Raw genomic sequence first — 17,890 nt, forward strand, 5'->3', positions numbered from 1 at the left:
AATGGCGTTTGAAAGTCTGACAGAAAAATTACAGCGCGTCTTTCGTGATCTGCGCGGCAAGGGAAAACTCAGCGAAGAAGATACCAAGGCAGCGCTCAAGGAAGTGCGCATGGCACTTCTCGAAGCCGATGTCAACTTCAAGGTAGTCAAGCAGTTTGTAAAAAGCATTGAAGACAGAGCGGTCGGGACAGAAGTGCTGGAGTCCCTGACACCCGGCCAGCAGGTCGTGAAAATTGTCAACGAAGAGCTCATTAAGCTCATGGGCTCCGAGACCACGGAGATTAAACTCTCACAGGACAGGGATATCACCGTCATTCTGATGGCGGGTCTCCAGGGTGCCGGTAAGACGACAACGGCTGCAAAACTCGCGGGAAAACTCAAGGCGAAGGGACACAGACCGCTGCTCGCGGCCTGCGACGTGTACCGACCGGCGGCAATCGAACAGCTGCGCGTGAACGGCGAGAAGGTGGGCATCCCGGTCTTTTCGATGGGAAGCGGCGCGGACCCAGTTAACATTGCCCGCGCGGCCTTTGAGAAGGCGCGTCAGGACCACAACGACATTCTGATTGTCGATACCGCGGGTCGCCTGCAGATCGACGAACAGATGATGGAGGAACTGCTTCGCATCAAGGAGGAGCTCCGTGCCGATTGGACCCTGCTCACAGTCGATGCGATGACAGGTCAGGAGGCCGTCAATGTCGCGAAGACCTTCGAGGAAAAAATCGGGGTCGACGGCGTGATTGTTACCAAGCTCGACGGCGATACGCGCGGCGGTGCGGCACTCTCTATCAAGGCAGTCACCGGAAAACCCATACTCTACGTCGGTATGGGCGAGAAACTTTCGGATCTCGAACAGTTCTATCCGGACCGCATGGCATCGCGCATCCTCGGCATGGGAGACATTCTCTCGCTGATCGAGAAGGCACAGGCGGAGGTAGATGAAGCCGAGGCTCGCCGTATGAGCGAAAAACTCAAGAAGGCGGAGTTTGACTTCAACGACTTCTTGGACCAGATGAAACAGGTCAAAAAGCTCGGCGGCATTGCGGGTATCATGGCGATGATGCCGACCGCGGGTGCCGGCATGCCGGAAATCGACGAGAGCCACATGGGACGGGTAGAGGCCATGATACTCTCCATGTCCAAAGAGGAGAGGGCAAACCCCTCGCTTTTGAATCCCTCGCGCAAGAACCGCATTGCGAAGGGCGCGGGCGTGGACATCACCGAGGTGAACCGCATGGTCAAGCAGTTCGAACAGATGCGGAAGATGATGAAACAGCTTCCGGGTATGATGAAGAGCAAGAACCGCGGCGGTCGCGGTGGACTCGGCGGGCTTTTCGGCAAGCTCGGCTTTTAATTTCGGTATCACTGCAAATTTTGCATTGTACATACAATTCATTTGATTTTAGGAGGAAACAACAATGGCAGTTAAGATGAGACTTCGCAGAATGGGACAGAAGAAGGCACCGTTTTACCGCATTATCATCGCGGACGAGAGAAGCCCGCGTGACGGACGCTTCATCGCCGAGATCGGCCTCTACGATCCGACCAAGGAGCCAAGCCTGATCAAGTTTGATGAGGAAGAGGCAAAGAAGTGGCTGAAGAACGGCGTGCAGCCGACCCCGCGCGTCGCTAAGCTCCTGAAGCTCTCCGGCATCACGGAATAAAGCGATGAAAGAGTTGGTGGAAGTCATCGCAAAGGCGCTGGTCGACTGCCCGGAAGAAGTGCGTGTTTCCGAAGAGGAGAGAGAAGATGCGATTGTCCTGAAGCTCTCCGTCGCGGAAACCGACATGGGACGGGTGATTGGCAAGGGAGGCCGGATCGCAAAGTCGATTCGCGCTGTCCTGAGAGCGGCTTCCGCTCGCCAGTCAAAGCACATCATTTTGGACATTGACTGAGTATAAAAGTGAGGAACGCGCGTGACAGACAAGTTTAGAATCGGCGTCATCAGCTCTGTGCACGGCATACGCGGCGAGGCGAAGGTCTATGTGACCTCGGACGAGCCCGAACGCTTTCGCAAGCTGAAATATGTGCATGCGCAAAGTCCGGAGAGCGCCCAGCACCCAGGCGGTGCGCGCTACATCGGCAAGAAGACAGACCGGGCGGTTCAATTGGAACTCAGCTCGGTCCGTTTTTTTAAGCGCATGGCAATCTGTAAATTTGAAGGCATCGATACGCCGGAGGAAATCCGGAAGTACATCGGCATGGAACTCTGGGTTCCGCGGGAAGAAGGGATAGCGCTCGAAGAGGGCGAATTCTATGTCGCGGATTTGATCGGGCTCCCCGTCATCAGCGATGCGGGAGAGACGCTGGGAACCGTGAAGGCCATATGGCCGACCGGCGCAAACGAGGTTGTCTCGGTTGCACGGAAGAACGGCTCGGAGCTTCTGCTCCCCTACATCAAGGACTGCATCCTGGAAGTGAATCCGAAGGAGGGCTTCTTAAAGGTGCATCTCATGGAAGGGCTCATCTGATGCGTTTTACGATTTTGACCCTCTTTCCGGAGATGATTGAGCAGGGGCTCTCGGTCAGCATACTCGGGAGGGCGAAGGAGAAGGGCTTTATCAGCTTTGACGTGCGAAATATTCGCGACTATACGACGGAGCGGCACGGTCATGTCGACGACGCACCCTACGGCGGCGGAGCGGGCATGCTCATGCAGGCAGACCCGATACTGCGCTGTTACCGTGCGGTCACGGAAGAGCGGGGCAGGGCGCCGCGCGTTGTCTATGTGACGCCGCAGGGCAAGCAGTTCACCCAGGCGGACGCGAAGATGTTCGCGCAGGAAGAAGAGTTATTGATACTCTGCGGACACTACGAGGGGGTCGATGAGCGCGCACTCCGACTGCTCTCCGCAGAACCCTACTCAATCGGCGACTATGTGCTGACCGGAGGTGAGCTTCCCGCCATGGTCATGGTGGATGCCATCAGCCGCATGGCCCCCGGCGTGCTCTCGAACCAAGAGAGCGGTGAGATCGAGTCCTTCGAGGGAAATCTTCTCGAATACCCGCAGTACACGCGTCCGGAGGTCTATGAGGGCCTACGCGTGCCACCCGTACTTCTGTCGGGCGATCATAAAAAGGTCGCGCAGTGGAGAAGAGAGCAGGCTCTGCTTCGCACCAGAGAGCGCAGGCCGGACCTCTTTTCGAAGGTGGAGCTCACGAAAGCGGACCGCAAGTTCCTGAGCGAACAGGAAGCAAAAGAAGCCGAGAAAAGTGAAGGCTAGCCCTTGTGCTTTTAAAGTCGGCGTGCTAGAATAGTAAAGCTGTTTATGAAGAGATGTTCCGCTGGGGCAAAGGCTTGCGCCCAAGAACGTCGAATGTTGCAGGAGGAAAAGAAAATGAGACAGAACCCGATTTTAGAGAAGATTGAAGCAGAGCAGATTCGTGTTCCCGGTGAGTTCAACGTCGGCGATACCGTCCGCGTTCACAACAAGATCAAAGAGGGAAACCGCGAGAGAGTCCAGATGTTTGAGGGCGTTGTGATGAAGATTCAGAACGGCGGCCTGAGAAAGACCTTCACGGTCCGCAAGATTTCCAACGGCATCGGCGTTGAGAAGACTTGGCCGTTCAGCTCTCCGTTCGTCGACAAGGTCGATGTGATCCGCCGCGGTAAGGTCAGAAGAGCAAAACTCAACTATCTGAGAAAGCTCTCCGGCAAGGCTGCAAAGGTCAAGGAGATCATCTAAACATCATATCCGCATATCAGGAGAACTATCATCTTTCATATGAAAATGATGGTTCTTCTTTTTGTGTGCGGAATCGGCACTCATTTTAGTTTCATGGAATCGTAAGTAAAAACCTGAGTTTCTTATGCTATACTAATAATCTGCTATACTGACTATGATCATTGAAAATATCCGGGGCTGAGTCCCTGTTTTGAATAGAACGGAGATACAATGCGCGCTGCGTATGAAACGGAAGATAGTTTATTACGGCGGATATGCCGTCTGATTGTTGAGATTGTAACGGTCATCGCCTTTGCATGGTTTATCGTTTATTCCTTCGGAACCCAGGTGGTGAACAGCGGCCAAAGCATGCGTCCCACCATGGAGGACGGAGATAGGCTGCTTTTGGATCGCTTCGGCTTTAAGCTCTTCGGTCCCCAGCGTTTTGACATCGTGCTCTTTAAGAGCAGCAGCGGCCAGACCAATATAAAGCGCATCGTGGCGCTGCCCGGCGAGAGCGTCGAGATTCGGGACGGCAAGCTCTATGTGAACGGCAAGCTTCTCGAGAGCCCTTCCCATCTCAAATTCGGGGAAATTACGAGTCCCGGACGGGTCGGCGAGAGCATTTCGCTCGGTCGGGACGAATATTTTGTGTTGAGTGACAATCTGGAGTCGGGAGAAGATTCCCGCTCCGAGAGTATAGGCAATGTCACGCGGAAAATGATACGCGGTCGGGTGTGGTTCCGAATGCAACCCTTCGGTTCCCTGGGACGCATCCGCTGAGAATTGAGGAAACGAAATGAATATACAGTGGTATCCTGGACATATGACCAAGGCGCGCCGTGAGATGGAAGCCGATGTGCGCATCGTCGACATGGTAATCGAACTTCTGGACGCGAGAGCGCCGATGGCGAGCGGCAACCCGGAAATACGGAGACTGGGACAGGGCAAAGAGCGAGTGATCGTCCTGAATAAATCCGACCTCGCGGATGCGGCGACCACGGCAGCCTGGATACGCTGCTTTCAAGCGGAGGGCGCGCACTGCATCGCTATGGATGCGCGCGGCAGCGGAAACCGTAAACTCTTGATGCGGACCATTGAGGCGGCGGCCGCCGCAAAGCGGGAGCGCGACAAAAAGCGCGGTATTTTAAACCGCCCGGTGCGAGCCATGGTCGCAGGCATCCCGAACGTGGGAAAATCCACCCTGATCAATATGCTATCCGGCAGAAGTTCCGCGAAAACCGGCAATAAGCCCGGCGTGACACGCGGAAACCAGTGGATACGGTTTCAGCAGTCCATCGAGCTTCTTGACACCCCGGGTATACTCTGGCCTAAATTCGAAGACCCTGCCATCGGCGAGAAAATTGCTTTCCTCGGTTCCGTCAACGAGATGATTGTGGATAAAACCGAACTTGCCGTGACCTTGCTCGCCTTTCTGGAAACCAACGGGAAACTGGAAGGGGCCAAGGAGCGCTATCAGCTCAAAGGGACGGAGACGGCAGCGGAGATGCTCACGGAGATTGCGCGCCTTCGCGGCTGTCTGATGGCGGGCGGCGAGCCCGATACGGAAAAGGCGGCCGGCATCGTGATCAATGAGTTCCGAAGCGGCGCGCTGGGACGCATTTCGCTGGAGTCACCGGAAGGAGAAGCGCATGGCACTCAGAACACTGAAGGGTGAGAAGCTCGAGGCAGAGCGCGTAAGACTGGAGCAGCTCCGCGCCTTTGAGCGAGACTATACGGCAAAGGGCTACACGGCCATCTGCGGCATCGATGAAGCCGGAAGAGGACCGCTTGCCGGCCCTGTGGTTGCGGCGGCGGTGATACTGCCGCTCGACGCGGAAATCCTGTTTTTGAACGACTCGAAGAAACTCTCGGAGGCAAGGCGTGAGGCGCTCTACGATGAAATTTGTGCAAAGGCCGTGAGCTACGGCATCGGCACGGTCTCGCCCGCGCGCATCGATGAAATTAACATTTTGCAGGCAACGTATGAAGCGATGCGGGAGGCAATCGCAAAGCTTAACCCCGCGCCGGATCTCTGTCTGAACGATGCGGTTAAGATACCCGGGGTCACGCTTCCCCAGGTCCCGATTGTGAAGGGAGATGCGAAGAGTCTCAGCATTGCCGCGGCTTCGGTGCTGGCGAAGGTGACAAGAGACCGCTTTATCACGAGTTGCGATGCCCTCTACCCGGAATACGGTTTCGCAAAGAACAAGGGCTACGGAACAGCGGCGCATATTGCGGCACTCAAGGCGCACGGTGCGACCCCGCTCCATCGCCGGAGTTTTATTCGTAATTTTGAGCTCGGCGGCAGTGAGGCATGAGAAGACAGAACACGCGCGCCATCGGTGCGCGGTATGAAGAAAAAGCGGCGGCATATCTCAGTGCCGCCGGCATTGAGATACTTGCCAGGAATTTTTATTGCCGCGGCGGTGAAATCGATTTAATCGGGAGTGACGGACAGTATCTCATTTTCTTTGAGGTCAAGTATCGCCGCAGCGGAAAGGACGGACTTCCGTTCTCGGCAATCGGCGGTGTAAAACGGCGGCGGATATTTCTTGCGGCGCGGCAATATCTCTATCTGCAACAGTTGCCGGAAAACACGCCGCTGCGCTTCGATGCCATCGGGATACTCGGAGAAGAGATTATTTGGCTTAAGGATGCATTTCGGGAGACAAGAATATAGTTCACAGTGGACGCCCGGCGCATTGAGGTGTACATTGAAAGCAAGAGAAAGGAGTGTATCGCATGGCAGACTATCAGCTTCCCCCCTGGCAGTTTGAGCCCGGGCATCAGATGGAGGTAGCCGAGACGGGTGAACTCAGTTATCTCTATTTTCCGGCGTTTCGCGCCTATCCGAAGCTTCGGCACGGCTTTTCGACACGGCAGGGCGGTGTCAGTGAGGGCTATCTCGGCACCATGAATTTTTCGTTTGACCGCGGCGACGACCCGGAGCATGTGCGAGAGAATTATCGCCGCATCGCCGCGGCGCTCGGCGTGAGCTATGACTCCCTGACCGTCGCAAAGCAGACGCACACAAGCAATGTTAAGGAAATTACCATGGCTGAGCGCGGCGCAGGCGTCCGTTTTCCGCGACCCTATGACAATGTCGACGGAATTATGACGAATGTGCCGGGCATCACGCTGGTAACTTACCACGCGGACTGTCTGCCGGTTTATCTCTACGATCCCGCCCATCAGGCGATTGCGCTGCTGCATGCGGGGTGGCGCGGCACGGTAGACAACATTGTGTCCGCCGGACTTTTGAAGATGCAGAAGGCCTACGGAACCAGAGCTTCGGATGTGATTGCGGGCATAGGTCCCGGTATCTCGGCGGCTTGCTACGAGACAAGCGAGGCGGTACGAATCCTGTTTGCCGAGACCTTCACGGATCGGGACATGGAAGGCATCTTTACAGACCCGCACATCGGCGAGGACGGCGCACGGCACTGGCAACTTGACCTTGCGCGCGCAAATCATATACTGCTGCAAAACGCGGGCGTACAGGAGATTTTTGACGGCGGTGTCTGTACCTATCGAAATGCGAAGCGTCTGTTTTCACACCGCGCCCAAGGGGTAAAGCGCGGCCTGAATGCGGCCTTTCTGGGGCTGCCGGAAGAAGGCGGTACTCGATGAAGGAAAGGCTCAAAAAGCAGCTTGCCTTTGCGCTGGAACTCGACAAGGAGAAATCCGTATTCCGTCAGACCCATCTCTCGAATCACGGGCGGCGCGAGAACGATGCCGAACACGCCTGGCACATGGCGCTCATGGCCTATCTGCTTCGCGAATACGCGAATGAAGCGGTCGACATTGCGCGGGTCATGCTGATGTGCCTTTTACATGATGTGGTCGAGATTGATGCGGGCGACACCTACGCCTACGACGAAGCTGCCAAGAAAAGCCAGGAGGCGCGGGAGGCCGCTGCCGCAGAGCGCATATTCGGGCTCCTGCCGACAGACCAGGCGGAAGAGTTCCGAGCCCTCTTTGAGGAGTTTGATGCGGGAGAGAGTGCCGATGCGCGCTTTGCGCGCGCCATGGATAACCTCCAGCCTCTCCTCCTAAACGACAGCAACGACGGCGGAGACTGGAAAGAGCATGCGGTGACAGAGGAGCAGGTCTACGGGCGGCAGCGCCGCACGGAACTCGGCTCGAGCGAACTCTTTCGGGTCACGGATGAAATCTTAAAGCGCCACGTGGCTGCGGGCCATATCAGACGGGATGAGGCACGGGCGCCCGAGCAAGGCTAAGGTTATGACAGACACACAAAACGGAGCGCGGCGAAAGCCGCGCTCCGTTTTGTGTGCTGCGTTTACTCAATCACGGAACCGAAGTACTGGTAGTCCTCGTTCTGTAGGTTTTTCAGGAAGTCCTGAATCTTTTGGGTAGAAGAGAGCTTGTCGCTCGATGCGGAATCCGCATTGATGCTGTCGATGATATAAGCGAGATAGGGACTCATATCCGCCTCCAGATACCAGGGCTCATCGAGGAGTTCCGGTCTCCGGTAGTTTAAGTTGGTTGTGCAGACATAATCGATGATGCCGGCATCGTACTTCTCGCGGAAGCTCTTCACACCGTTCGTGAAGAGACCGAAGGTCGCGCAGACAATAACGCGTCTGCAGCCGCGGTCTTTCAGGTTCTTTGCGGTGTCGAGCATGCTCTCGCCGGAGGAAATCATATCGTCGATAATCAGCACATCTTTGTCCTTCACGCTCGCGCCGAGGAACTCATGTGCGACAATCGGGTTTCTGCCGTCGACAATCTTCGAGTAGTCGCGGCGCTTGTAGAACATGCCGGTGTCGACGCCGAGGATGTTCGAGATGTAGATGGCACGATCCATTGCGCCTTCGTCCGGGCTGATAATCATGAGGTTTTCCTTGTCGGCCTTCAGATCCGGAATGTTTAAGAAGCAGGTCTTAATGAACTGATAGGTCGGCATGAAGTTGTCAAAGCCGGAGAGCGGGGTCGCGTTCTGCACACGCGGATCGTGAGCGTCGAAGGTGATGAAGTTTTCAATGCCCATATTTGCGAGCTCGGTCAGCATGTAAGCGCAGTCCAAGGACTCTCGCTTGGTTCTTCTGTGCTGACGGCCCTCATAGAGGAAGGGCATGATGACGTTGACGCGGTGTGCAGCAGCGCCGCCGGCCGCGATGATACGCTTCAAGTCCTGGAAGTGGTCGTCCGGAGACATGTGGTTCTCGTTGCCGTCCACCTTGTAGGTCAGAGAATAATTGGTGACATCGACCATGACAAAGAGGTCGGAGCCGCGGACGGACTCGTTGATGACACCCTTGCCCTCGCCGGTGCCGAAGCGCGGGCAACTGATGGAGAGGAGATAGGAATCGGCGTCATAGCCGCGATAGTGAAGGGAGCGGCGACGCTCCTCGGTTTCTTCCTCGCCGGACGCGCGCATGCGTACGAGATGGGCGTTTACTTTCTCCGCGAGATCACGACAGCTCTCGAGCGCAGCGATTTTCAGCGGCGCGACGGGAAGACGATTGTTTTCGGTGGACTGATTTGACATCTTTCTTCGTTCTCCTTCTAAAAATAGCGTGGTCTGTCTGAGACATGGCATATTTTCTAAATCATAGCATTTTCAATTCTTTGCCGCAAGGTCGCGTTGCAAAGCAGGGCTAATTCATGTAAAATGCGATAAAGCAAAGGAGTGGGATTGTGGCGGAAAACTTAGGACATGTAATCGCCGCCGTGGAGCCTGGGAGCGCCGCAGCGGAGTTGGAAATTGCGGCGGGAGACCGCCTCTTGGAAGTAAACGGAAAAGCGGTTGCGGATGTCTTCGACTACCGCTACCAGGTGAGCGCGGAAGTTATCACCCTGCTCGTCCTAAAGCCGGACGGTGAGGAGTGGGAGTACGAGATTGAAAACGGCGGAGAGGATCCGGGTCTGGTCTTTGAAAACGGCCTGATGAGCGAATATCGCTCGTGCTCAAACGGCTGTATTTTTTGCTTCATCGATCAGATGCCGGGAGGAATGCGGGACACACTCTATTTTAAAGACGATGACTCGCGTCTCAGTTTCCTCCAGGGAAATTATGTGACGCTCACCAATATGAAGGACGCGGATATTGAGCACATCATAAAATATCGACTGGAGCCCATCAATATCTCTGTCCATACGACCAATCCCTCGCTTCGTGTGCGCATGCTGAAAAATCGTTTTGCCGGTGAAAAATTGCGCTACCTCGATAAGCTCTATGACGCGGGCATACAGATGAACGGGCAGATTGTGCTCTGCAAGGGCTATAACGACGGGGATGAATTGCGCCGCAGTCTCACGGATTTACTCCGCTATGCGCCTCTCATGCAGTCGGTATCGGTGGTGCCGGTCGGTCTTACAAATTACCGAGACAAGCTGGAGAAACTGGAGCTTCTCGGACCTGAGGACTGTGCCGAAGCCATCGATATTATAGAAGAGACGCAGCGCCTTGCCATGGAAAAGTGTGGCATCCACTTTGTTCAAGCCTCGGATGAGTTTTATCTGACCGCGGGTCGGCCGCTCCCCGAGCCCTCTCGCTACGACGGTTATCCGCAGCTTGAGAACGGTGTCGGCATGCTGACCCTCTTACACGAGGAAATCACTGAGGCGCTTCAAAGCGTCGTGCCGTCTGCCGAGACAGAGACCGTGAGCACCTTCAGCGGTCTGCTTGCCGCGCCCTCGCTCGCGCGGGAACTTGCGCGCATCGGAGAGAAGCTTCCCGCGAAGAACATCCTGTTCTATCCGCTTGAGAATCATTTCTTCGGCGAAAAAATTACGGTGACCGGGTTACTTACCGGACGGGACATCCTGGACGGACTGCGGGGCAAGCCCCTCGGCGACCGCCTCTTATTGCCGCAGTGTGTGTTTCGAAGCGGCGAGGAAGTGCTGCTCGACGATATGACGCGATCGGATCTCGAGCGGGAACTCGGTGTTCGCTGCGTTATCATCGGCATGGGTGGGGATGATCTGGTGGACGCAATCAATGACAGGGAATACAGCTACATGGGCGGCGGCAGCGCCTATGAACTTGCAACCGAGAAATTTCACAAAGGCTGAACGCCTTGCGCTATGAAAAGGAGAAGGAAATGAGTAAACCAATCGTCGCAATCGTCGGACGGCCGAATACGGGAAAATCCTCGCTCTTCAATGCAATTGCGGGAGAGCCGATTTCGATTGTCAAAGACATCCCCGGTGTCACCCGGGACCGAATTTATGCGGACTGCAGCTGGCTCAATCGTGACTTCACGCTGATTGACACCGGCGGTATCGAGCCGGAGTCGAGAGACAAGCTCCTCGTCTCCATGCGCGAGCAGGCGCAGATCGCCATAGATACCGCGGATGTTATCATCTTTCTCACCGACGTGAGAACCGGTGTCACGGATGCGGACGACCGCGTCGCGGACATGCTGCGCCGCGCAAAGAAGCCGGTGGTGCTCGCGGTCAATAAGGTGGACAGTTTCGCAAAGTTTGAGAACGATATTTACGAGTTCTATAACCTCGCCTGCGGAGATCCGGTTCCGGTTTCGGCGGCGAGCCGCCTCGGCATCGGAGATTTGCTCGAGGCGGTTGAGGCGCACTTCCCGCCGATTTCGGAGACGGAAGAGGAAGAGGACGAGCGCCCGAAGGTAGCGCTGATCGGAAAACCGAATGTGGGAAAGAGTTCCATCATCAACCGCCTGCTCGGCGAAAACCGCGTGATTGTCTCGGACATTGCGGGAACGACGCGCGACGCAATCGATACGGTCGTGGTGCACGAGGGGCAGGAGTATGTCTTCATTGACACGGCGGGCATACGGCGAAAGTCCAAGATTCACGAGGATATTGAGCGCTACTCCATCATCCGCTCCGTGACTGCGGTGGAGCGGGCGGATGTCGTGCTCCTGGTCATCGATGCGAGCGAGGGCGTAACCGAGCAGGATGCAAAGATTGCGGGTGTGGCCCATGAGAAGGGCAAAGGCATACTCGTGGTCGTGAACAAGTGGGATCTTGTCGAGAAGGACGGGAAGACCATGAAGGAGTTCACCGAAAAGATTCAGGGAACCCTTTCCTTCATGAACTATGCGGAGTTCCTCTTTGTGTCGGCTGCGACGGGCCAGCGCATGAACAAGCTCTTTGAGCTCATTGACATGATACGTTCCTCTCAGACGCTGCGTATCCGCACGGGCGTCTTGAACGAGATTATTACCGAGGCGACGGTTTTAAAGCAGCCGCCGTCCGACAAGGGGCACAGACTGAAGATTTTCTATGCGTCTCAGGTTGCGGTGAAACCGCCGACCTTCGTGTTCTTTGTGAACAGCAAGGAACTTATGCATTTTTCGTATCAGCGCTATCTTGAAAACCGTATCCGAGAAGCTTTCGGCTTCCGCGGGACCATGCTGCGCTTCTTTATCCGGGAGCGGCAGGGAAAGGATAAGGAGTGATTGATGATGGAAAAAATACTCTGGCTCGCAATCGGTTATCTGTTCGGTAGTTTTCAGAGCGGTTATTTTCTCGGCAAGGCGAAGGGCATAGATGTTCGGAATTACGGGAGCCATTCGACCGGAGCGACCAATTCGCTCCGCGTCATGGGAACCGGAGCCGGTATTCTGGTCCTATTGCTCGATGCGGCGAAGGCGATTATCCCCTGCTTGCTCGCACGTCACTATTTTGCGGGACAGCCGGAGCTCACGCTTCTCATGGCGCTTTGGACGGCGACGGGTGTCATGCTCGGACATGACTATCCCTTCTACCTCGGCTTTCGAGGCGGAAAGGGCGTTGCAAGTACGGTCGGCGTGCTGCTTGCGCTCGACTGGCGCGTTGCGCTCGCGTGGTGCCTCCTTTTCATTGTAACCTGCTTCTTGTTTCACTATGTTTCGCTCTCATCCATTCTTTCGATGGTGTTTTTATTGGTACTCGTGTCGGTTCTCTACTTCCGGCATACGCTGCCGGTCGGAGAGACACAGAGTCTTGAATTCCTGGCGCTCGGCCTCTTTAACCCGCTGCTCTCGATTTTCCGCCATCGCGCGAACATCGGGCGCTTGGTGCGCGGCGAAGAGAGCCCATTGCGCCTGTTTACGCGCGGTATGGAGGTGAAGTGATGGCTAAGGCTTCGGTATTGGGGGCGGGCGCCTGGGGTACGGCGCTCGCAATGCTGCTCTCGGACAACGGACATGAGGTAACGCTTTGGTCTCCCTTTGCGGAGCAGACCGAAGAGCTTCGACGCACGCGGAAGTCCGCGGCACTCGGTGAAGTCGAACTTCCCGAGAGCCTTTGCTTTACCTCGGACTTAAAGGAAGCGGCGGAGGGGAGAGAGCTTTTGGTCTTTGCCACCGCATCGGTGTATACGCGCGGTGTCGCCAAAGAGGTAAAGCCCTTTGTGAAGCCCGGACAGCTCATTGTCTGTGTTGCCAAGGGAATCGAAGACAAGAGTCTTCTCTTTCAGACGGATGAAGTCAAGCAGGAGATTCCGGATGCGCTTGTGACCTGTCTCTCCGGACCGAGTCATGCGGAAGAAGTCGCAAGACGGCTCCCGACGACCTGCGTCGCGGGAGCGGAGGACAGCGAAGTTGCCGCGAAGGTGCAACAGCTCTTTATGAACCGTGTGTTCCGTGTGTATACTTCAACCGATGTGAGAGGGATTGAGCTCGGCGGCGCGGTCAAAAATGTGATTGCGCTCGCCGCGGGCATTGCAGACGGACTCGGTTACGGAGACAACACGAAGGCTGCGTTAATTACGCGCGGTATCGCCGAGACCGCACGTCTCGGTGTGAAAATCGGGGCAAACTGGGAGACCTTCGCCGGTCTCACCGGCATCGGCGACCTCATTGTGACCTGCGCGAGTATGCACTCGCGAAACCGGAGAGCCGGCATCCTGATCGGGCAGGGCAAGTCGATGGAAGAAGCCATGCGCGAGGTCGGGCAGGTTGTGGAAGGCGTTTACTCCGCGAAAGCGGCACTTGCGCTCGCAGAGCGGGAGCAGGTCGAAATGCCGATTGTCGAGGTTGTGAACCGCGTACTGTTTTCGGGCCTTTCGGCGGCGGAAGCCGTGCAGATGCTCATGGAGCGCGATCCGGTTGCGGAGTGGAATCATATATAAAAGAAAGAACGCTCTTTCATCAAAGAAACCAAAAGCGATGGGGATACGGAACGGCAAATACCAAAACTGCCGAATCTCTATATTTTGCGTCTCGCCGGTTGACATCTCTACATATGCTCTTTATAATCTTCGACATATCTGTTTGGTATGTTGAATTGGGAGGAAGTCAGTATGAAAAAAGTGTTATCGGCAATTTTGGCTGCTTCTATGGTCCTGAGCCTCGCGGCTTGCGGACAGCAGAAGAGCACTGAGAGCAAGGCATCCGGTGAGAGCAAGGCTGAAGGACAGAGCGAGACGGGCGCTGAGGGTGCGGTCTGGAAAATCGGCGGTATCGGCCCGGTGACCGGCGGCGCGGCGGTTTACGGCCTCTCCTGCAAGAACGCACAACAGCTTGCGGTGGATGAGATTAACGCGGCGGGCGGTATCAACGGCTACAAGGTCGAAATTGAGTTCGACGATGATGAGCACGATGCCGAGAAGTCGGTCAATGCATACAACCACTTGAAGGACTGGGGCATGCAGATGCTGCTCGGTACGGTTACGAGCGCGCCCTGCATTCAGGTTTCGAATGAGTCCGTGAAGGACAATATGTTCCAGCTGACCCCGTCGGGTTCTGCGCCGGACTGCATCGCGAATTCCAACACCTTTGCGGTTTGCTTCTCGGATCCGCAGCAGGGTGAGAAGTCCGCGGAGTACATCGGCAGCCATAAGCTCGCAACGAAGATCGGTATCCTCTACGACTCTTCCGATGTTTACTCGAGCGGTATTCACGACAGCTTTGTCGAGAACGCAGAGAAGAACGGTCTTCAGATTGTTGCGGACGAGCAGTTCACGGCAGACAATAAGACGGACTTTAACATTCAGCTTCAGAACATCCGTAATTCCGGCGCAGAGCTTGTTTTCCTGCCCTTCTACTACACCGAGGCGGCGCTCGTCTTGAAGCAGAGCAAGGACATGGGCTACAGCCCGATTTTCTTCGGCTGCGACGGTATGGACGGTATTCTGAACCTCGAGGGCTTTGACAAGTCGCTTGCGGAGGGCCTTATGCTTCTGACCCCGTTCTCCGCGGATGCGAAGGATGAGAAGACGCAGAAGTTTGTCGCTGCATACAAGGAGCGCTTCAAGGAGGTTCCGATTCAGTTCGCAGCGGATACCTATGACGGTATGTATGCGATTAAGGCAGCGGCGGAGAAGGCAAATCTGAATCCGTCGATGTCCGTGGAAGAACTCGGCAAGGCAATGGAGCAGGCAATCACGGAGATTCAGCTTGAGGGTCTCACCGGTACCATCACCTGGAATGCGGACGGTTCTCCGTCCAAGGAGCCCAAGGCAGTTGTGATCAAGGACGGCGCTTACCAGTCGATTGAAGACTGACGCATACGAACGGAATGAGCGAAAGGGCTGCGTAGTTTGCAGCCCTTTCTTTATCATAAAAGGAGAGCGGTTATGAAATTTTTGTCTTATTTTCTCAGCGGCATCAGTTTGGGATCCATCTATGCCATCATTGCCCTGGGATACACAATGGTCTACGGCATCGCGAAGATGTTGAACTTTGCGCACGGTGATATCATTATGGTCGGCGGCTATGTCGCATTTACGGCGATGTCCGCGCTGAACCTACCGGCCTCCGTAGCCGTACTGCTCTCGGTGTTGTTTTGCACGGCACTCGGTGTGATCATCGAAGGTGTCGCCTACAAGCCGCTGCGCGGCGCGAACAGTCTTGCGGTCTTGATTACGGCAATCGGCGTATCGTATCTCTTACAAAACTTGGCCTTGCTCATCTTCGGTGCAAATCCGAAGAGCTTTCGCTCGGTGGTTCCGATTCAGTCGATGAGTTTCGCAAACGGGCAACTGGTCATATCCGGTGAGACCGTCGCTGCCATTGCCGCCTGCTTCCTTGTCATGGTGGCGCTCACGACCTTTATCAACAAGACCCGCGCCGGTCAGGCCATGCTTGCGGTGGCGGAGGATAAGGGCGCTGCAACGCTGATGGGCATCAATGTCAACGCGACGGTCGCACTGACCTTTGCCATCGGCTCTGCGCTTGCCGCGCTTGCGGGTGTGCTGCTCTGCTCGGCTTACCCGACGCTGACGCCGACCACCGGCGCGATGCCCGGCATCAAAGCCTTTGTCGCCGCGGTCCTCGGCGGAATCGGTTCAATTCCCGGCGCGCTGATCGGCGGACTGCTGCTCGGTGTGCTTGAGAATCTATCGAAGGCCTATATCTCCTCCAAACTCTCGGATGCCATTGTTTTCTCGGTGCTCATTTTGGTTCTGGTGGTGCGGCCCACCGGCATACTCGGGAAAAAGATGAGAGAGAAGGTGTAATATGAACAGAAGCTCTGAAAAAAAAGCATTTATCAATGATTGCATCACCTATGCCCTTGTCGTCATCGCCTTTGTCATCGTACAGCTTTTGGTGAACGGCGGCGCTGTGAGCTCCCTCTTTAAGGGACTGCTCGTGCCGCTCTGCACCTATGCGATACTTGCGGTCAGTCTGAATTTGGTGGTCGGCATCTCGGGCGAGCTGTCGCTTGGGCATGCGGGATTCATGTGTGTGGGCGCATTCAGTTCGGCCCTCTTTACGAATCTCATGGCCGGCAAACTCCCGGGCGGGCTTGACTTTGCACTCGCCGTTTTAATCGGCGCTTCGGTTGCGGCTTTCTTCGGTTTTTTGATCGGTATACCGGTGCTTCGTCTTAAGGGCGATTACCTTGCGATCGTGACACTTGCGTTCGGTGAGATTGTCAAAAATATCATCAACGCGCTTTATCTCGGTGTGGATGCGAAGGGCATTCATGTATCGCTCAAAGATACGGCGGCATTAAAACTGGAGACCGGCGGCAAGATTCTCATTAAGGGGGCGCAGGGCATCACCGGAACGCCGCGGCTCTCGAGCTTTTTTGCCGGCATCGTCCTCTTGCTGATTTCGCTCGTTGTTGTGCAGAACTTGATTCGCTCCCGCACGGGACGCGCAATTATGGCCATTCGAGACAATGAAATCGCGGCGGAGTCGGTCGGTCTTCATGTGACCCGCTATAAGCTCCTCGCGTTTACGATTTCAGCGGCACTTGCGGGCGTCGGAGGTGTGCTCTATGCGCACAATCTGAGTACCTTACAGGCACTGCCGAAGAATTTCGGCTATAATATGTCCATCGCAATTTTGGTCTTTGTCGTGATGGGCGGAATCGGCAATATGCGCGGCTCCGTCATTGCGGCGGTGGTCTTGACCGCGCTGCCGGAGTTGCTCCGCGGACTCAGTGATTTCCGCATGCTGATTTATGCGATTGTCCTGATTCTTATGATGCTCTTTACCTCCGCCCCCGCGTTTATACAGTATCGAGAGCGAATTTTCTCCGGCATCCGCAAGCCCGAGAAACAGGCATAAAGGAGGAGAAGTTATGGCTATGTTAGAAGTGAAAAATATCGGCATCTCCTTCGGCGGTCTGAAGGCGGTCGATAATTTCTCGCTGGAATTACAGGAGAATGAACTTTCGGGACTGATAGGGCCGAACGGTGCCGGAAAGACCACCATATTCAATCTGTTGACCGGTGTCTATCGTCCGGACAACGGCTCCATTCGCCTGGACGGCAAGGAGTTAACCGGAAAATCCATCATCGAGATCAACCAAGCCGGCATCGCGAGAACCTTCCAAAACATTCGTCTTTTCTCGAACCTCTCGGTGCTCGACAATGTTAAGGCGGGACTTCACAATCATCATTCCTACTCGACTTTTGAGGGGATTTTCCGCTTGCCGCGTTACCGTGCACAGGAGAAGGAGATGAATCGCCGGGCCGAAGAGTTGCTCTCGGTCTTTCATCTGGAACAGATGGCCGAGGTGAAAGCCAAGAACTTGCCCTACGGTTCGCAGCGAAAGCTTGAGATTGCACGCGCCTTGGCAACCGAGCCGAAGCTTTTATTGCTCGATGAGCCGGCGGCCGGCATGAATCCGAATGAGACCGCCGAGCTCATGGAGACCATACAGCTGGTGCGGAAGCGCTTTCACATGACCATACTGCTCATTGAGCACGATATGAAGTTGGTCTCCGGCATCTGCGAGCGCCTGACTGTCCTGAACTTCGGAAAACTGTTGAAACAGGGAGATACCCAGGAAGTGCTTCACGATCCCGAGGTCGTGAAGGCCTACCTCGGTGAGTAAGG

21 protein-coding genes are annotated in these 17,890 nt (G+C 55.5%); 20 read left to right on the forward strand and 1 reads right to left on the reverse strand.

Features of this window, described 5'->3' with window-relative positions; genetic code table 11:
- The first annotated feature begins 1 nt into the window (after position 1).
- The 12 genes from ffh to QU660_RS04340 all read left to right on the forward strand — a co-directional run bounded on the left by ffh (position 2) and on the right by QU660_RS04340 (position 7,909).
- Positions 2-1,354 carry a signal recognition particle protein gene (ffh, locus tag QU660_RS04285; RefSeq protein WP_304947083.1) on the forward strand — a complete coding sequence of 451 codons (1,353 nt, stop codon included), beginning with the start codon at positions 2-4 and terminating at the stop codon, positions 1,352-1,354.
- 64 nt (positions 1,355-1,418) lie between these two features.
- On the forward strand, positions 1,419-1,664 hold the full coding sequence (gene rpsP / locus QU660_RS04290) for a 30S ribosomal protein S16 (protein WP_304947084.1): 246 nt from the start codon (positions 1,419-1,421) through the stop codon (positions 1,662-1,664).
- 4 nt (positions 1,665-1,668) lie between these two features.
- A complete protein-coding gene (locus QU660_RS04295) occupies positions 1,669-1,896 on the forward strand; it encodes a KH domain-containing protein (RefSeq protein ID WP_304947085.1) in 228 nt (75 codons plus the stop codon).
- 21 nt (positions 1,897-1,917) lie between these two features.
- Positions 1,918-2,472 (forward strand): ribosome maturation factor RimM, encoded by a 555-nt coding sequence (gene rimM / locus QU660_RS04300; RefSeq protein WP_304947086.1) that lies wholly within the window; start codon positions 1,918-1,920, stop codon positions 2,470-2,472.
- Positions 2,472-3,224 (forward strand): tRNA (guanosine(37)-N1)-methyltransferase TrmD, encoded by a 753-nt coding sequence (gene trmD / locus QU660_RS04305; RefSeq protein ID WP_304947087.1) that lies wholly within the window; start codon positions 2,472-2,474, stop codon positions 3,222-3,224. Before rimM ends, trmD begins: the two co-directional genes overlap by 1 nt.
- A gap of 114 nt (positions 3,225-3,338) precedes the next feature.
- The gene (gene rplS, locus QU660_RS04310; protein ID WP_304947088.1) at positions 3,339-3,686 is read left to right on the forward strand and encodes a 50S ribosomal protein L19; all 348 of its coding nucleotides are present in this window, start codon (positions 3,339-3,341) and stop codon (positions 3,684-3,686) included.
- 210 nt (positions 3,687-3,896) lie between these two features.
- Positions 3,897-4,448, forward strand: coding sequence for a signal peptidase I (gene lepB, locus QU660_RS04315; protein ID WP_304947089.1), 552 nt, complete (start codon positions 3,897-3,899; stop codon positions 4,446-4,448).
- A gap of 16 nt (positions 4,449-4,464) precedes the next feature.
- A complete protein-coding gene (gene ylqF / locus QU660_RS04320) occupies positions 4,465-5,343 on the forward strand; it encodes a ribosome biogenesis GTPase YlqF (protein WP_304947090.1) in 879 nt (292 codons plus the stop codon).
- Complete coding sequence (locus QU660_RS04325) at positions 5,318-5,986, forward strand: ribonuclease HII (protein ID WP_304947091.1); 669 nt, start codon at positions 5,318-5,320, stop codon at positions 5,984-5,986. The genes ylqF and QU660_RS04325 overlap by 26 nt, the downstream gene beginning before the upstream one ends.
- The gene (locus tag QU660_RS04330) at positions 5,983-6,348 is read left to right on the forward strand and encodes a YraN family protein (protein ID WP_304947092.1); all 366 of its coding nucleotides are present in this window, start codon (positions 5,983-5,985) and stop codon (positions 6,346-6,348) included. Before QU660_RS04325 ends, QU660_RS04330 begins: the two co-directional genes overlap by 4 nt.
- Before the next feature lie 62 nt (positions 6,349-6,410).
- Positions 6,411-7,298 (forward strand): peptidoglycan editing factor PgeF, encoded by an 888-nt coding sequence (gene pgeF, locus QU660_RS04335; protein ID WP_304947093.1) that lies wholly within the window; start codon positions 6,411-6,413, stop codon positions 7,296-7,298.
- On the forward strand, positions 7,295-7,909 hold the full coding sequence (locus tag QU660_RS04340) for an HD domain-containing protein (protein ID WP_304947094.1): 615 nt from the start codon (positions 7,295-7,297) through the stop codon (positions 7,907-7,909). The genes pgeF and QU660_RS04340 overlap by 4 nt, the downstream gene beginning before the upstream one ends.
- A 62-nt stretch (positions 7,910-7,971) precedes the next feature.
- Here QU660_RS04340 and QU660_RS04345 read toward each other — a convergent pair whose 3' ends face one another.
- Positions 7,972-9,183: a ribose-phosphate pyrophosphokinase gene (locus QU660_RS04345; protein ID WP_304947095.1), complete on the reverse strand. Its 1,212-nt coding sequence runs from the start codon at positions 9,181-9,183 to the stop codon at positions 7,972-7,974.
- Positions 9,184-9,332: 149 nt separating this feature from the next.
- Here QU660_RS04345 and QU660_RS04350 point away from each other — a divergent pair, with 149 nt between their 5' ends.
- The 8 genes from QU660_RS04350 to QU660_RS04385 all read left to right on the forward strand — a co-directional run bounded on the left by QU660_RS04350 (position 9,333) and on the right by QU660_RS04385 (position 17,888).
- Positions 9,333-10,709: a DUF512 domain-containing protein gene (locus QU660_RS04350; protein ID WP_304947096.1), complete on the forward strand. Its 1,377-nt coding sequence runs from the start codon at positions 9,333-9,335 to the stop codon at positions 10,707-10,709.
- A gap of 29 nt (positions 10,710-10,738) precedes the next feature.
- Positions 10,739-12,073 carry a ribosome biogenesis GTPase Der gene (gene der / locus QU660_RS04355; RefSeq protein WP_304947097.1) on the forward strand — a complete coding sequence of 445 codons (1,335 nt, stop codon included), beginning with the start codon at positions 10,739-10,741 and terminating at the stop codon, positions 12,071-12,073.
- A 3-nt stretch (positions 12,074-12,076) separates the two neighbouring features.
- A complete protein-coding gene (gene plsY, locus QU660_RS04360) occupies positions 12,077-12,730 on the forward strand; it encodes a glycerol-3-phosphate 1-O-acyltransferase PlsY (protein ID WP_304947098.1) in 654 nt (217 codons plus the stop codon).
- Positions 12,730-13,728, forward strand: coding sequence for an NAD(P)H-dependent glycerol-3-phosphate dehydrogenase (locus QU660_RS04365; protein WP_304947099.1), 999 nt, complete (start codon positions 12,730-12,732; stop codon positions 13,726-13,728). Before plsY ends, QU660_RS04365 begins: the two co-directional genes overlap by 1 nt.
- A gap of 171 nt (positions 13,729-13,899) precedes the next feature.
- Positions 13,900-15,102: an ABC transporter substrate-binding protein gene (locus QU660_RS04370; protein ID WP_304947100.1), complete on the forward strand. Its 1,203-nt coding sequence runs from the start codon at positions 13,900-13,902 to the stop codon at positions 15,100-15,102.
- A gap of 72 nt (positions 15,103-15,174) precedes the next feature.
- On the forward strand, positions 15,175-16,056 hold the full coding sequence (locus tag QU660_RS04375; RefSeq protein WP_304947101.1) for a branched-chain amino acid ABC transporter permease: 882 nt from the start codon (positions 15,175-15,177) through the stop codon (positions 16,054-16,056).
- A 1-nt stretch (position 16,057) separates the two neighbouring features.
- Positions 16,058-17,116, forward strand: coding sequence for a branched-chain amino acid ABC transporter permease (locus QU660_RS04380; protein ID WP_304947102.1), 1,059 nt, complete (start codon positions 16,058-16,060; stop codon positions 17,114-17,116).
- 13 nt (positions 17,117-17,129) lie between these two features.
- Positions 17,130-17,888 (forward strand): ABC transporter ATP-binding protein, encoded by a 759-nt coding sequence (locus QU660_RS04385; RefSeq protein ID WP_304947103.1) that lies wholly within the window; start codon positions 17,130-17,132, stop codon positions 17,886-17,888.
- Positions 17,889-17,890: the final 2 nt, after the last annotated feature.

Origin of the sequence: Stomatobaculum sp. F0698, from assembly GCF_030644385.1 — a bacterium.
GTDB lineage: Bacteria > Bacillota > Clostridia > Lachnospirales > Lachnospiraceae > Moryella.

Excerpts from the sequence above, each read along its gene's own strand:
- ffh (WP_304947083.1), top strand. The coding sequence starts at position 2 with ATGGCGTTTGAAAGTCTGACAGAAAAATTACAGCGCGTCTTTCGTGAT.
- rpsP (WP_304947084.1), top strand. The coding sequence starts at position 1,419 with ATGGCAGTTAAGATGAGACTTCGCAGAATGGGACAGAAGAAGGCACCG.
- QU660_RS04295 (WP_304947085.1), top strand. The coding sequence starts at position 1,669 with ATGAAAGAGTTGGTGGAAGTCATCGCAAAGGCGCTGGTCGACTGCCCG.
- trmD (WP_304947087.1), top strand. The coding sequence starts at position 2,472 with ATGCGTTTTACGATTTTGACCCTCTTTCCGGAGATGATTGAGCAGGGG.
- rplS (WP_304947088.1), top strand. The coding sequence starts at position 3,339 with ATGAGACAGAACCCGATTTTAGAGAAGATTGAAGCAGAGCAGATTCGT.
- lepB (WP_304947089.1), top strand. The coding sequence starts at position 3,897 with ATGCGCGCTGCGTATGAAACGGAAGATAGTTTATTACGGCGGATATGC.
- ylqF (WP_304947090.1), top strand. The coding sequence starts at position 4,465 with ATGAATATACAGTGGTATCCTGGACATATGACCAAGGCGCGCCGTGAG.
- QU660_RS04325 (WP_304947091.1), top strand. The coding sequence starts at position 5,318 with ATGGCACTCAGAACACTGAAGGGTGAGAAGCTCGAGGCAGAGCGCGTA.
- QU660_RS04330 (WP_304947092.1), top strand. The coding sequence starts at position 5,983 with ATGAGAAGACAGAACACGCGCGCCATCGGTGCGCGGTATGAAGAAAAA.
- pgeF (WP_304947093.1), top strand. The coding sequence starts at position 6,411 with ATGGCAGACTATCAGCTTCCCCCCTGGCAGTTTGAGCCCGGGCATCAG.
- QU660_RS04340 (WP_304947094.1), top strand. The coding sequence starts at position 7,295 with ATGAAGGAAAGGCTCAAAAAGCAGCTTGCCTTTGCGCTGGAACTCGAC.
- QU660_RS04345 (WP_304947095.1), bottom strand. The coding sequence starts at position 9,183 with ATGTCAAATCAGTCCACCGAAAACAATCGTCTTCCCGTCGCGCCGCTG.
- der (WP_304947097.1), top strand. The coding sequence starts at position 10,739 with ATGAGTAAACCAATCGTCGCAATCGTCGGACGGCCGAATACGGGAAAA.
- plsY (WP_304947098.1), top strand. The coding sequence starts at position 12,077 with ATGATGGAAAAAATACTCTGGCTCGCAATCGGTTATCTGTTCGGTAGT.
- QU660_RS04365 (WP_304947099.1), top strand. The coding sequence starts at position 12,730 with ATGGCTAAGGCTTCGGTATTGGGGGCGGGCGCCTGGGGTACGGCGCTC.
- QU660_RS04370 (WP_304947100.1), top strand. The coding sequence starts at position 13,900 with ATGAAAAAAGTGTTATCGGCAATTTTGGCTGCTTCTATGGTCCTGAGC.
- QU660_RS04375 (WP_304947101.1), top strand. The coding sequence starts at position 15,175 with ATGAAATTTTTGTCTTATTTTCTCAGCGGCATCAGTTTGGGATCCATC.
- QU660_RS04380 (WP_304947102.1), top strand. The coding sequence starts at position 16,058 with ATGAACAGAAGCTCTGAAAAAAAAGCATTTATCAATGATTGCATCACC.
- QU660_RS04385 (WP_304947103.1), top strand. The coding sequence starts at position 17,130 with ATGGCTATGTTAGAAGTGAAAAATATCGGCATCTCCTTCGGCGGTCTG.